General features: G+C 58.2%; 11 protein-coding genes and 3 pseudogenes. 8 read left to right on the top strand and 6 right to left on the bottom strand.

Annotated elements, in window-relative coordinates; translation table 11 throughout:
- Complete coding sequence (nhaR, locus tag ACN1C3_RS18735) at nucleotides 1–906, top strand: transcriptional activator NhaR (protein WP_419117261.1); 906 nt, start codon at nucleotides 1–3, stop codon at nucleotides 904–906.
- A 4-nt stretch (nucleotides 907–910) separates the two neighbouring features.
- On the opposite strand, the gene ACN1C3_RS18730 is transcribed toward nhaR, so the two are convergent.
- Entirely contained in the window at nucleotides 911–2065 is a 1155-nt protein-coding gene (locus tag ACN1C3_RS18730; protein ID WP_419117260.1) for an MFS transporter, read from the bottom strand.
- 182 nt (nucleotides 2066–2247) lie between these two features.
- On the bottom strand, nucleotides 2248–2757 hold the full coding sequence (locus ACN1C3_RS18725; protein ID WP_419117259.1) for a DUF1993 domain-containing protein: 510 nt from the start codon (nucleotides 2755–2757) through the stop codon (nucleotides 2248–2250).
- 128 nt (nucleotides 2758–2885) lie between these two features.
- Here ACN1C3_RS18725 and ACN1C3_RS18720 point away from each other — a divergent pair, with 128 nt between their 5' ends.
- Entirely contained in the window at nucleotides 2886–3533 is a 648-nt protein-coding gene (locus ACN1C3_RS18720) for a YceH family protein (RefSeq protein WP_419117258.1), read from the top strand.
- Between the two features lie 159 nt (nucleotides 3534–3692).
- On the opposite strand, the gene ACN1C3_RS18715 is transcribed toward ACN1C3_RS18720, so the two are convergent.
- Entirely contained in the window at nucleotides 3693–4511 is an 819-nt protein-coding gene (locus ACN1C3_RS18715; RefSeq protein ID WP_419117257.1) for a shikimate 5-dehydrogenase, read from the bottom strand.
- A gap of 256 nt (nucleotides 4512–4767) precedes the next feature.
- Here ACN1C3_RS18715 and ACN1C3_RS18710 point away from each other — a divergent pair, with 256 nt between their 5' ends.
- From ACN1C3_RS18710 to ACN1C3_RS18700, 3 genes are all read left to right on the top strand, one after another.
- Complete coding sequence (locus ACN1C3_RS18710; RefSeq protein WP_419117256.1) at nucleotides 4768–5115, top strand: hypothetical protein; 348 nt, start codon at nucleotides 4768–4770, stop codon at nucleotides 5113–5115.
- Between the two features lie 241 nt (nucleotides 5116–5356).
- Complete coding sequence (locus ACN1C3_RS18705; protein WP_419117255.1) at nucleotides 5357–5551, top strand: hypothetical protein; 195 nt, start codon at nucleotides 5357–5359, stop codon at nucleotides 5549–5551.
- A 112-nt stretch (nucleotides 5552–5663) separates the two neighbouring features.
- On the top strand, nucleotides 5664–5846 hold the full coding sequence (locus ACN1C3_RS18700) for a hypothetical protein (protein ID WP_419117254.1): 183 nt from the start codon (nucleotides 5664–5666) through the stop codon (nucleotides 5844–5846).
- Here ACN1C3_RS18700 and ACN1C3_RS18695 read toward each other — a convergent pair.
- On the bottom strand, nucleotides 5843–6904 hold the full coding sequence (locus tag ACN1C3_RS18695; protein WP_419117253.1) for an AI-2E family transporter: 1062 nt from the start codon (nucleotides 6902–6904) through the stop codon (nucleotides 5843–5845). The two genes, ACN1C3_RS18700 and ACN1C3_RS18695, sit on opposite strands and share 4 nt — an antisense overlap.
- 160 nt (nucleotides 6905–7064) lie before the next feature.
- Between ACN1C3_RS18695 and yegQ the strand changes: the two genes are divergently transcribed.
- The gene (gene yegQ, locus ACN1C3_RS18690) at nucleotides 7065–8399 is read left to right on the top strand and encodes a tRNA 5-hydroxyuridine modification protein YegQ (RefSeq protein ID WP_419117252.1); all 1335 of its coding nucleotides are present in this window, start codon (nucleotides 7065–7067) and stop codon (nucleotides 8397–8399) included.
- 141 nt (nucleotides 8400–8540) lie between these two features.
- Here the strand turns inward: yegQ and ACN1C3_RS18685 are convergent.
- A pseudogene (locus ACN1C3_RS18685) lies at nucleotides 8541–9131 on the bottom strand (methyl-accepting chemotaxis protein); the annotation flags it as partial.
- Nucleotides 9132–9446: 315 nt separating this feature from the next.
- Nucleotides 9447–10223 (bottom strand): annotated as a pseudogene (locus tag ACN1C3_RS18680) (cache domain-containing protein); the annotation flags it as partial.
- A gap of 278 nt (nucleotides 10224–10501) precedes the next feature.
- Between ACN1C3_RS18680 and ACN1C3_RS18675 the strand changes: the two are divergent.
- Both ACN1C3_RS18675 and ACN1C3_RS18670 read left to right on the top strand, forming a co-directional pair.
- Nucleotides 10502–11791 (top strand): annotated as a pseudogene (locus ACN1C3_RS18675) (HAMP domain-containing protein); the annotation flags it as partial.
- 102 nt (nucleotides 11792–11893) lie between these two features.
- The gene (locus tag ACN1C3_RS18670; RefSeq protein ID WP_419117326.1) at nucleotides 11894–12649 is read left to right on the top strand and encodes a methyl-accepting chemotaxis protein; all 756 of its coding nucleotides are present in this window, start codon (nucleotides 11894–11896) and stop codon (nucleotides 12647–12649) included.
- Nucleotides 12650–12870 lie beyond the last annotated feature (221 nt).

Genomic DNA, 12870 nt, shown 5'->3' with positions numbered 1-12870 from the left:
ATGCTCAATTATCGGCAACTGCATTACTTCTGGGTGGTGGCCAAGACTGGCAGCATCGTTCGGGCCTGCGAGCAACTGAACCTGACGCCGCAGACCATCAGCGGGCAAATCAGCCTGCTTGAACAAACCTACGGGATCGAACTGTTTCGCCGGGTCGGCCGACAGCTGGAGCTGACCGAAGCCGGACGCCAGACGCTGCCCTATGCCGAACAGATGTTTCAGTTAGGGGGTGAGTTGGAGGCAATGCTACGGGCGCAACCCAATGAGCAACAGATTCTGTTTCGGGTCGGGGTTGCTGATGTGGTGCCCAAGTCGATTGTCTATCGTCTTATTGCCCCCACCATGGAATTGAGTGAACCACTGCGCATCACCTGCCGCGAGGACAAACTCGAACGGCTGCTTGCCGACCTGGCTATCCAGCGCCTGGACCTGGTGATTTCCGACAGCCCGATGCCGTCGCATCTGGATATCAAGGGCTACAGCCAGAAGCTCGGTGAATGCGGCATCAGTTTTTTTGCCACTGGCGCGCTGGCTGAACGTTATGGCAAAGATTTTCCGCACGGTTTACACGGTGCACCACTGCTGATTCCCGGGCAGGAAACTGTGGTACGCAGTCGATTGCTGCGCTGGTTTGCAGAACAGCAGATTCAGCCACGCATTGTCGGTGAATTTGATGACAGCGCCCTGATGCAGGCCTTCGGTCAATCGGGCAGCGGGATATTCATCGGTCCGAGCGTGATTGCCGACGAAGTGAAACGCCAGTATGGCGTTGAGTTGATTGGCCAGACCGATGCAGTAACCGAGTCGTTCTACGCCATTTCGGTGGAGCGCAAAGTCAAGCACCCCGGCATTGTCGCCATTACCGAAGGTGCCCGACGCGAGCTGTTTACCGCGATCAACAGGTGAAGATTCAGGCGCAGACCGCCCGGGATTTGGCAGTCATCAATAACAGCGCCAGCAGGATCGACAGCACAATGAAGCCCGCTGCCGCAAAGCCAAGGCTGCCCAGTCCCAGCGTGTCGATCACCCGACCGCCAACCATCGCTCCTAACCCGATGCCTAGGTTGGCCCCGGCGATATTCAGCGAAGCGGCAAAAGCCGGCGCCTGCGGTGCGACCTTCATCAAGCGCACATGGCTGACCAAAAACAGCGCCGCCTGAGTGACACCCCATACACCCATGGCAGCCGCCAGCCCCACCGGCGAATGAATGCTTGGCACCAGCGCCACCATGCCGCCGATCATGAAGGCGCAGAACACCATCGAGGCGATCAGTGGATGGCGATCGACCATACGACCACCCAGTGAGTTGCCGATCAGCCCCACCGCACCAAAGCCCATCAGGCACCAACCGACCACGGTGCCGTCGAAACCGGCAAGCCGTTCCAGGATGTCGGCCAGGTAGGTGTAAGCGGTGAACATGCCGCTGAAGACCAGGATCGACAATAGAACATGGCCCTGCATCAACGGACTGCGCAGGATCTTGAGCTGCGAGCGCAAGCTCACCTGCTGTTTATGCAAGTTGGTTTTCGGCAAATAGATAAACAGCAGCAGCGCTTTGGCAAAAGCGATCACCGCCAGAATGCCAAAAGCACTGCGCCAGCCGAAGGCATCGGAGATCAACGTTCCCACGGGAATTCCGAACACGGTTGCGCAGACAATCCCAAAACCGATTTTCGCAATCGCGCGTCCCGCGTAATCCGGTCCGACGATGCCCACCGCCGTCTCACTGGCCAAGGCCCAGAACACTGGCAAACCGAGCGCTGGAATCAACCGTGCCACCGCCATCACACCAATGTTCGGTGCCAGCGCCGCCAGAGTATTGGCCAGACCGAACATCACCAGCACCGTGATGAACAGTCGTTTGCGCTCGAAGCGGGCAAAGTAAGCGGTCAGAAATGGCCCGAACGCGGCCACGGTGAACGCGAACAAGGTCACCAGCAATCCGGCCTGGGAGACACTGACGTCCAGGTCACGGGCGATAGAGGGCAACAGGCCGACAATGATGAATTCCGTGGTCAGCACAGTAAAACCGGCGGCTGACAACAGAAGGATGGGCAACAACATGCATAACTCCGGAAACGACGACGCCAGCGATAGCCCAAGGGCTCACTGGAGATGAAAAAAGAGGATGGCGGATCTTAACAGAGTGTGTCTGGCAGGGGTGACGCGAACTTCCATCGCGCAAAAAAGCGTGTGCAAAAAAAGCCCGGAAAGGTTCAGCTTTCCGGGCTTTTTGTCTCTGCGGTTTAGAACGCGCCCATGTAATCGCGCTTGCCGACTTCCACACCGTTGTGACGCAAGATCGCGTAAGTGGTGGTGACGTGGAAGAAGAACTGCGGCAGGCCGTAGGTCAGCAGGTAAGCCTGGCCACTGAAGCGCTTCTCTTTCGGCGTGCCCTGACGGGTGATGATCTCGATCCCTTCCTTGCCGTCGATTTGCTCAGGCTTGATGCCGTCGATGAAGCTCAGGACTTTGCTGATCAGCGCTTGCAGCTCAGCGAAGGTGGTTTCGGTGTCGTCGTATTTCGGCAGCTCAACCTCGGCCAGACGCGCGGAAACGCCTTTGGCGAAATCCACTGCGATTTGCACTTGGCGCACCAGCGGGAACATGTCCGGGTACAGGCGCGCTTGCAGGAAGGCGTTTGGCTCGATGTTTTTGGCCGTGGCGTGGGCTTCGGCCTTGTTCAGGACGTCGCTCAGGGCGTTGAGCATTTGCTTGAAAACCGGGATGGATGCGGCATACAGGGAAATAGTCATGACAATCTCGCAGGTTGTGGCGGGAGGTAAACGTGGCGCGATTATAGACATGCTTGGGCGCTCTGGCGGCTTGTCTTTTATTCTGCAAGGATTAGGCTAGTCGCCTTCGACAGCATAGGGAAAGCGCGATGACCACCGAGCACGATACCTCCATCGATGAACCACGGCTGAGTAGCACGGAAATCCGCATTCTCGGCTCTTTGATCGAGAAACAGGCCACCAGCCCGGAAACCTATCCGCTGACCCTCAATGCACTGGTCATCGCCTGCAATCAAAAAACCAGCCGCGAACCGGTGATGAATCTCAACCCGGGCCAGGTCGGCCAGAGTCTGCGCGCCCTTGAAGGCCGAGGCTTTACGCGCTTGGTCATGGGCAGCCGCGCCGACCGCTGGGAGCATCGGGTGGACAAGGCGCTGGAGCTTGTTCCAGCCCAGGTGATTCTGGCCGGCCTGTTGTTCCTGCGCGGTCCGCAGACCGTCAATGAACTACTGACCCGCAGCAGTCGCATGCATGATTTCGAAGACACAGAACAAGTCGTGCACCAGCTTGAGCGACTGATTGCCCGCGGTTTGGCGTTACTGCTGCCGCGTCAGTCCGGACAGCGGGAAGACCGTTACATGCATGCACTGGGCGACCCGGCCGATATCGAAGCTATTCTGGCTACACGGCAGAACCCGGTGGAACGTGGCGCCGGTAGCAGTGTGTCGGTGGAGCGTATCGAAGAACTGGAAGCGCGGATCGCGGCGCTGGAAGAGCGTTTGGCACGGTTGGAGTAAAGTGGCGAGGGAGCTTGCTCCCGCCGGTCGGTCCGCGCTCGGGCGAAGCAGCCGTAAACCTGCAGACGCGTTTTACTTGAAAAAACGCTGTCGCCGATTTTGGGGGCGCTTCGCGCCCCAGCGGGAGCAAGCTCCCTCGCCACAAGGTTCTTCGTCGACTCAGCCCCGCGCGAAGGCTACTGCTTTCTGGAACTGCTCCTCGGTCGGGCGCACGCCGGTGTACAGCACGAATTGCTCGAGCGCTTGAATAGCGATGACCTCCAGCCCGGTGATCACGCGCTTGCCTTTGGCGCGGCCACGCAGGATCAGCGGTGTTTCCGACGGGATCGCCACCACATCAAAGACTGTTTCAGCGGCATCGACAGCTTGCTCCTCGAATGCCAACTGATCGACTTCCGGTCCGCCAGTCATCCCAATCGGCGTGACATTGATCAGCATCTGTGGCCGTTGGTCACCCAGATCAGCCAGCCATTCGTAGCCCAGGGAACTCGCCAGGGCGCGGCCGGCCACTTCGTTACGGGCCACGATCAAACCGTTTTTGTAACCACCATCGCGCAAGGCGCTGGCCACTGCCTTGGCCATTCCACCGCTGCCGCGCAATGCGAAGGTCGAGCCCTGTGGCACTTCGTGCTTCTTCAGCAATTGCGCGATGGCAATGTAGTCGGTGTTGTAGGCTTTTAGATGGCCATCAGTGTTGACGATGGTGTTAATGGACTGGATTGCCTTGGCCGAATCATCCAGTTCATCGACCAATGGGATGCAGGCTTCCTTGAATGGCATGGAAACCCCGCAGCCACGAATGCCCAGCGCTCGAATTCCGCCGACCGCACCTGAGAGATCGTTGCTGCTGAAAGCTTTGTAATAGAAGTTAAGGTCCAGTTGCTCATATAGGTGATTATGAAAACGCAGGCCGAAATTCCCGGGACGCCCAGACAATGACATACACAGTTGGGTATCTTTGTTCGGGTTCATCAGCATGTTTATCTCCTTCAAATAGAACTTTCAGATGGACGGGATTAGCCAGCCCACCGTTTCTGTTCGATCATAGTCCAGTGAGGTTAAAGTACCTGATTCTGTATCAAATCAAGGTAAAGAAACCGGTACAGACCTTACACAATCTTTACTCAACGGCTTCGCAGATTTTTAAAAAAAAGCTGTCTTAGAAGTATCCCCGCGACAATCCTTGGGTCTATTGCAGACCACAAGCGCTGGGGCAGGAAACCGAGGAATAGCCATGATCCGTAAAATCCCCGCAATAGCCTTGCTCATCGGGGCACTCGCTGTCACCGGCCAGGCGTCCGCCCACGAACACGGTGGTGGTGGTTGGGGTTGGGGTGGTCCGGCCCTGTTTGGCGCTGTTGTCGGCGCTGCGGTAGTGGGCTCGGTAATCACCAGTCACGATCGCCCGGTTTACGTTGAACAACCGGTGTACGTGCAACCTCAACCAGTTTATGTCCAGGCTCCGCCGCCGGTCTATTACCAGGCGCAGCCGGTTTATGTGCAGCCTGCACCGGTTTACTACGGCCCGCCACGTGGCTATTACGGCCCACCACGCGGTTATTACGGTCCGCCACGCTGGTAACCATCACGTTATAAATGAATCAGGCCCCGCCTTAAAAACGGGGCCTGATGCGTAGCAGGGCCTGGACAACGTCTGAATAAATCCTGCAAAGGTCGCTGCTGAGACAATGGCTGTGGGTAGATTTGACATGATTGGCCCGTCTGTCGCATCGGTGCGGCGGCCGTCATATTTATGTCATGACTGGTCAGCAAAATCTGACGTGTCCGTATAAACAAAATCATAAAAACAAGGACGCCCCATAATGCCCACTCAGAATCCCCACCGCACTGCCGGCCTCTGCACCTCGAGCAAGGTCTACAGCGCGCTGACCGAACTCAAGCACCTGGAAGGCCATCGCAGCGCCAAATTTCTCTCGTTGCTGGCCGAAAACCTGGTGCGAAAAGGTCTGCTGAATGATCAGGAAGTGGTGAACATGCTCGATCAGGTTGTCGACTGACAGCTGTTATCGAGACTGGTTTCGCCTGCGTCGATGTCCACTATCGAGCGCGATGATTTTTCGTTGAGCCCGCAGGTCCGTAAGGTAGCTCCATAGATTGATGGAGGTACTTATGCCCAAGGTTCAGATTATGTCCGTTATCGGCAGCGCCGTTCCCGCATCGCTCAGAGAGCTGGGATTGCTGGCCTGTTGGTATCTGGTGCAGGACGGTGTGCCGATCAGCGGCCCGCTCACTTCACTCCCCGCCGCTCAGGCCCTGTCGCAAAGCATGAGTTCTCATAGTTTGAGCGCCTAAGGCAACTGCACCCGCGGCTTGGTCTCGATGAACAAGGCCCAGCTCGACATGAACAGTGCCGCGATCAATGGCCCGATGACAAAGCCATTCAGGCCAAAGATCCCCAAGCCACCCAGGGTGGAGATCAGAATCAGATAATCCGGCATTTTCGTGTCCTTGCCCACGAGGATCGGGCGCAGCACGTTGTCCACCAGACCAATCACAAATACCCCGAACAACGCCAGCACGACGCCCTGCCAGATTGCCCCGCTGAGCAGGAAAAGTGCCGCTGCCGGCGCCCAGACGATCGCCGCTCCCACCGCCGGCAACAACGACAGAAATGCCATTAGCACCGCCCAGAGCAACGCACTGGGAATGTCGAGAAACCAGAAAATCAAACCGCCCAATGCGCCCTGAGTGATCGCCATCAGCAGATTGCCCTTCACTGTGGCGCGCACCACCTGATTGAATTTCAGTTGCAAGCGACGTTTCTGGTGCTCGGCCAGCGGTACGGCGGCGCGGACCTTGCGCGCCAACTCGGCACCGTCGCGCAGAAAGAAGAACAGCAGATAGAGCATGATGAAAAAGCTCACCACGAACTCGAAGGTGCCCTGACCGAAACTGTATGCCTGGGTGGCGAAAAACTGATTGCCCTGCATGGCGCTCTTGATGATTTTCTCCCGCAAACCGCTCAGTTCACCCATACCAAAACGGTCCAGTAAGTGCTGGAAGTACGGCGGCAAGCTGTGTTTAAGCTGCGTCACATAACCGGCAATGTCCAACTGACCGCTTTCAATGTCCTTGTACAAGGACGCGCCTTCCTGAACCAGCAAAACGCTGGTGATGATCACCGGCAGAATCGCGATCACCAGGCAGATACTCAGGGTGAGCAAGGCAGTCAGGTTGCGTTGCCAACCAAACCTCAGTTGCAGCCGTCGCTGCAAGGGCGCGAAGACGATACCGAGGATCACCGCCCAGAACACCGCGCCGTACAACGGCAGCAGAATCCAGATGAAGGCGAGGGTCACCAGGAACAGCAACACCAGCAGTGATCTGTTTTGTAGCATTGTTTCGTTCATGTCCGGTCCATGTCAGCAAGGCGCAGGATTGACAGCGTCCTGATGTTTAGTCAGCCAAGGCGCAGCCGAGTGCCCTCTTTGTTCATGGAGCATAGATCCAGATCAATAAAGTCCGGACACGACTCGATTACCCTCCTGGCCTTTTGTGATCGACACGACCATGCCACTCGCCACTCCCGAACTTCTTGCCCCTGCCGGCACCCTGAAAAACATGCGGTACGCCTTCGCCTATGGTGCCGATGCCGTATACGCCGGGCAGCCGCGCTACAGCTTGCGGGTACGCAACAACGAATTCGACCACGCCAACCTGGCCCTCGGCATTCGTGAAGCCCAGTCCCAGGGCAAGCGTTTCTATGTGGTGGTGAATATCGCCCCTCATAACGCCAAGCTGCGCACCTTTCTCAACGATCTGGAGCCAGTGATCGCCATGGCGCCGGATGCGCTGATCATGTCCGATCCCGGGTTGATCATGCTGGTGCGCCGGCATTTCCCGCAGATGCCGATTCACCTTTCAGTTCAGGCCAACACGGTGAACTGGGCCAGCGCCGAGTTTTGGCAGCAACAAGGCTTGAGCCGGATCATCCTTTCCCGCGAACTGTCCCTCGAAGAAATCGCCGAGATTCGCCAGCAGGTTCCAGGCATGGAACTGGAAGTCTTCGTCCATGGCGCGCTGTGCATGGCCTACTCCGGTCGCTGCCTGTTGTCGGGTTACATGAACAAGCGCGATGCCAATCAGGGCAGTTGCACCAATGCCTGCCGCTGGAAATACACCGCGCAACCCGCCACGCAAAACCAGCTCGGCGATATCGTTCAAGAGTTTCAGCCTGAACCCGCGCTGGGCCTGGGTGCACCGACCGACCAGGTATTTTTGCTGCAAGAAGCCAATCGCCCCGAGGAGTTGATGCCCGCGTTCGAGGACGAACACGGCACTTACATCATGAACTCCAAGGACCTGCGCGCCGTACAGCACGTCGAACGCCTGACCCAAATGGGCGTGCACTCGCTGAAAATCGAAGGCCGGACCAAATCCCATTTCTACTGCGCACGGACCACCCAGGTCTATCGCAAGGCGATCGATGACGCCGTGGCCGGCCGGGCATTCGACCGTAGCCTGATGACCGATCTCGAATCCCTCGCCCAACGGGGTTACACCGAGGGTTTCCTGCGCCGGCATGTGCATGATGAGTATCAGAATTACCAGAACGGCAGCTCGGTGTCGGAGCGCCAGCAGTTCGTCGGCGAGTTGACCGGCGAGCGGCGTGATCGACTCGCTGAAGTTCGCGTGAAAAACCGCTTCCTGCTCGGTGACCATCTGGAATTGATGACACCCAAGGGCAACTTTCACTTCGACCTGAATCAGCTGCATAACGCCAAAGGTGAAGCCATCGAAGTCGCGCCGGGAGACGGACACACGGTGTATGTGCCGATTCCGGATCAGGTGGATTTGCGCTTTGGGTTGTTGATGCGGGATGTGGGGGTGCTAAGCAGAGATTGATGTCGACTGTTCGGGCCTCATCGCGAGCAAGCCCGCTCCCACACTGGATCTGCGTCAGTTCACAATGGTGAGAACAGCGGGGATCTAATGTGGGAGCGGGCTTGCTCGCGATGAGGCCTGTCAGGCAGCCAATCTTCTGGATCAGATACGGAACTGCCCCACCAACTTGCCCAGTCGCTGACCAAGATCAGCCAGGCTGCGGGAGGTCTGCGCGCCGAGTTGTGTTTCGTCGGCAACGCTGTCTACCGCCACAGCAATCTGATGCACGCTGCGGTTGATCTCCTCGGCGACTGCCGTTTGCTCTTCGGCGGCGCTGGCGATCTGCGCGTTCATCGAGTTGATGGTGCCGATCAACTGGGCCATGGTGTCCAGCGAAGCACCGGCTTCGTTGGCCTGGGCCGACGTACCGTCACCCGCATCGCTGGAACGGCGCATGGCTTCGACCGCCGATTGCGTGCCCTTCTGCAAGCGGTCAATCATGCCCTGGATTTCCTGGGTGCTTTGCTGGGTGCGGCTGGCCAGCGCCCGCACCTCATCGGCCACCACCGCAAAGCCACGCCCCGCCTCACCGGCACGGGCCGCTTCGATGGCGGCGTTAAGTGCCAGCAGGTTGGTTTGGTCGGCAATCGAACGAATGACGCTCAACACACTGACAATCGACAGTACGTCTTTTTGCAGGCTATCAAGGGACGTACCGCTGTTGCGGATATCGCTGACCAACGCGTGAATCTGTTTGATGCTGCCATCCACCACGCGCTTGGCAGCCTGGCCTTCTTCGTCGGTCTGCTGCGCAGCAACCGCTGCGCCCTGGGCGCTTCTCGCGACTTCCTGGGCCGCCGAGGACATCTCGTTGATCGCCGTCGCCACCTGATCCGTCTCGTGGCGCTGGCGTTCCATAGCTTGCTCGGAACGATGAGCCTGATCGGTCACTTGCGTCACCAGCCCGGTCAACTGCGAGGTCATTTCGGTGATTTGCCGTACCAGACCGTGGATCTTGTCGACGAAGCGATTGAACGAGCCGGCCAGTTCGCCCAGCTCATCCTGGCTGGTAATCGCCAGACGACGCGTCAGGTCGCCCTCGCCTGCCGCGATATCGTCCAGATTGGCTTTCATTAGGTGCAGGGGACGCAAAATGGTATTGGCGACGAACAAACCAACCACCGCAATCACCAACAGCACCACCACGGCGATGCCGATGATGCTCAGTACCACACCTTGCATGCGCTCATGAACTTTGGCCTCGACCACCGCGACTTGTGCTTCGATCCCGTCCAGATTGACCGAAGTGCCGATGACCATGTCCCACTTGGGCAGGTATTCGGTGTAACCGAGCTTGGGCACCAGGACTTTCGAATTGCCCGGCAGCGGCGAGCTGTATTGCAGGTAATGAGTACCGTCCTTGGCGACATTCACCAAGTCACGGTTGACGTACACGCCATTCGGATCTCGGTTGTCCTTGAAGCTCTGACCCACGCCTTCCGGGCTGTTACTCTTGAACAGACGCACGGTTTGCGAGTCGTAACCAAAGAAGTAGCCATCTTTACCGTAGCTGATGCTCGACAGCAGCTTGACCACATTCGCCCGGGCCGCGTCATCACCCGGTGCCGCCGCGTCGTACAGCGGCTTGATCGCCGTCATCGCCACCGCCACGTAACTTTGCAGGGTCGCCTTGGCATCGGTCAGCAGGCGCTGACGGGTTTCTTCGACTTCTTTGCCGGCCTGTTCTTGCAGAACGAACACCGTGGTCAGACTGATCACCAGCGCAAACAGTAAAACCGGGAGTATCGCGAGGGATAAAACTTTGGCCTTCAGGCTTAGGCGCATGGCGTTCACTCTTGATTTTTTTGGCGTGGTTAGAGCCTTTAACGGCACGCCGGATCAAAAGTTGAGGAGTCGTCCCGTAAACACAGACCGAAGGTCGCATGGCTGTCCTTTAACGACGACTCATCGCTTGCATTTATTAAGTGCAATAAAAAGTTAAATCTTTTTACTGATCTAAAACGTTTCAGCACCCCTTCTTTAAATGAGGGGGATAAAGAAACAAAAAGTGCAGCCGTTACAGCTCAAAGTCTCCCTCGCTTTATCCGACCAAGGACATCTCCATGTCGCTTCGACAGCTTTCCATTCAATGGAAAATCACCCTTCTGGCCGGACTTTGCCTGCTCGGCATTGTCACGCTGCTGGTGGGTCTTTCGCTCTACCGCATGGAGCACAACTCCGAACTGGTCAAAGCATCGAGCATGGAGATGCTCAACGAAGCCGCTCAGGCGCGGATCGAGGCCCAGGGTGAAGTCCAGGCGCTGGCTATTCGCCAACAATTCATGGATGCCTATCAATACGGTCACGGCTTCTCCCGCCAGGTGCTGTTCCTGCGTGAACAAGCCGAGAAGCGTTTCCTGGATGCCTTCGACCTGCGCGAAGACCTGACCCGTCAGGTCAAGTCGGCACTGCAAGCCAACCCGGAACTGCTGGGTCTGTCGCTGGTATTCGAAGCCAATGCGCTGGACGGCAAGGATGAGTTGTTTGTCGGCCAGAACGAGATCGGCAGCAACGACAAGGGCCGTTTTGCCCTGTACTGGTCGCAGCCGACACCGGGCAAGCTGACCGTGATGTCGTTACCGGAAAGCGACATGGCCGACACCAGCACCGGCCCTAGCGGCGAACCGGCGAATGCCTGGTTCACTTGCCCGCGCGCCACGCTCAAGCCCTGCGTGATCGAACCCTACTTCTATGTGATCGACGGCCAGAATGTGCTGATGACCAGCATCGTCTTCCCGCTGATGGTCAACGGTAAAGTCATCGCCTCGCTGTCGGTCGACATCAACCTCAACAGCCTGCAAGCGGTCAGCCAGCAAGCAAGCAAGAAGCTCTATGACGGTCAGACCAACGTCAGCATCATCAGCCCGGTCGGCCTGCTGGCCGGTTACAGCGCAGACGCCAGCAAGCTGAGCCAGCGTCTGGACGTGGTCGACAAGGCCAGCGGTGCCGAGCTGATTCGCATGCTGTCCAGCACCAGCCAGACCCAAAGCCTGCGCAGCAATCAAGAACTCAAAGTGCTTTCGCCGTTCCTGCCGATTCCCGGCGGCAAGCCGTGGGGCGTGTTGCTCGACGTCCCGGAAAAGGTCTTGGTCGGCCCGGCTGAAACCCTGAAAAAAGAGCTCGACCAACGCAGCACCACCGGCACCCTGATCGAATTGAGCCTGGGCCTGCTGGCTGCGGTCATTGGCCTGCTGTTGGTCTGGCTGATGGCGCGTAGCGTGACCAAGCCAATCCTTGGCGTGGCGCACATGCTCGAAGACATTGCCAGCGGTGAAGGTGATCTGACCCGACGTCTGGCCTACGACAAACAGGACGAGCTCGGTCAGCTGGCCGGCTGGTTCAACCGTTTCCTCGATAAGCTGCAACCGATCATCGCCGAAGTGAAACGCTCGGTGCAGGACGCCCGCAGCACCGCCGACCAATCCGCCGCCATCGCGACCCAGACCAGCGCCGGCATGGAGCAGCAGTACCGTCAGGTCGATCAGGTGGCCACCGCCTCCCACGAAATGAGCGCCACCGCGCAGGATGTCGCCCGTAGCGCGGCCCAAGCGGCGCAGGCTGCTCGCGACGCCGATCAGGCCACTCGCCAGGGTTTGACGGTGATCGACCGCACGACCGCCAGCATCGGCAACCTCGCCGCCGACATGAGCACGGCGATGACCCAGGTCGAAGGCCTGGCCGCCAACAGCGAGAAAATCGGTTCGGTGCTGGAGGTGATTCGCGCCATCGCCGAGCAGACCAACCTGCTGGCACTCAATGCCGCCATCGAAGCAGCTCGCGCAGGCGAAGCCGGACGTGGTTTCGCGGTGGTCGCCGACGAAGTACGCAACCTGGCCCGGCGCACTCAGGAGTCCGTGGAGGAAACCCGCCAGGTGATCGAACAGCTGCAAAGCGGTACTCAGGACGTGGTCGGTTCAATGAGCAACAGCCATCGTCAAGCGCAAGGCAGCGTCGAGCAGGTCAGCCAGGCCGTGACCGCGCTGCGTCAGATTGGTGATGCGGTGACGGTGATCACCGACATGAACCTGCAGATTGCCAGCGCCGCCGAAGAGCAAAGCGCCGTGGCCGAAGAGATCAACAGCAACGTGGCGACCATTCGTGACGTGACTGAATCGCTGTCGGGGCAAGCCAATGAATCGGCACGGGTCAGCCAGTCGCTGAACAGCCTGGCTAACCAGCAGCAGAGTTTGATGGATCAGTTCAGGGTTTGATTGGGGGTTGGCGGTGTGTCAGTCACTCCGCCTTGGAGGGCACAGATCCATAATCTCCAGTGTCGATGAAATCCACCCCTCACCCTAACCCTCTCCCCAGAGGGGCGAGGGGACTGACCGCGAAATTTTTTCGAGGTGCTGTGACCTGCGATTGCGAGTCGAACTCAGGCTCTGAAACCATGAAGATCGGCTCCCTTTCCCCCTCTCCCCTTTGGGGAGAG

The organism is Pseudomonas sp. H11T01 (assembly GCF_048515765.1).
Taxonomy (GTDB): domain Bacteria; phylum Pseudomonadota; class Gammaproteobacteria; order Pseudomonadales; family Pseudomonadaceae; genus Aquipseudomonas.
The sequence above is the reverse complement of the archived record's forward strand: the minus strand, read 5'-3'. Positions and strand labels throughout refer to the sequence as shown.

Bases quoted from the DNA above. Each gene is read 5' to 3' on its own strand.
- ACN1C3_RS18695 (WP_419117253.1), bottom strand. From the start codon at position 6,904: ATGAACGAAACAATGCTACAAAACAGATCACTGCTGGTGTTGCTGTTC.
- ACN1C3_RS18720 (WP_419117258.1), top strand. From the start codon at position 2,886: ATGACCACCGAGCACGATACCTCCATCGATGAACCACGGCTGAGTAGC.
- ACN1C3_RS18670 (WP_419117326.1), top strand. From the start codon at position 11,894: ATGGAGCAGCAGTACCGTCAGGTCGATCAGGTGGCCACCGCCTCCCAC.
- ACN1C3_RS18700 (WP_419117254.1), top strand. From the start codon at position 5,664: ATGCCCAAGGTTCAGATTATGTCCGTTATCGGCAGCGCCGTTCCCGCA.
- ACN1C3_RS18725 (WP_419117259.1), bottom strand. From the start codon at position 2,757: ATGACTATTTCCCTGTATGCCGCATCCATCCCGGTTTTCAAGCAAATG.
- nhaR (WP_419117261.1), top strand. From the start codon at position 1: ATGCTCAATTATCGGCAACTGCATTACTTCTGGGTGGTGGCCAAGACT.
- ACN1C3_RS18710 (WP_419117256.1), top strand. From the start codon at position 4,768: ATGATCCGTAAAATCCCCGCAATAGCCTTGCTCATCGGGGCACTCGCT.
- yegQ (WP_419117252.1), top strand. From the start codon at position 7,065: ATGCCACTCGCCACTCCCGAACTTCTTGCCCCTGCCGGCACCCTGAAA.
- ACN1C3_RS18730 (WP_419117260.1), bottom strand. From the start codon at position 2,065: ATGTTGTTGCCCATCCTTCTGTTGTCAGCCGCCGGTTTTACTGTGCTG.
- ACN1C3_RS18715 (WP_419117257.1), bottom strand. From the start codon at position 4,511: ATGCTGATGAACCCGAACAAAGATACCCAACTGTGTATGTCATTGTCT.
- ACN1C3_RS18705 (WP_419117255.1), top strand. From the start codon at position 5,357: ATGCCCACTCAGAATCCCCACCGCACTGCCGGCCTCTGCACCTCGAGC.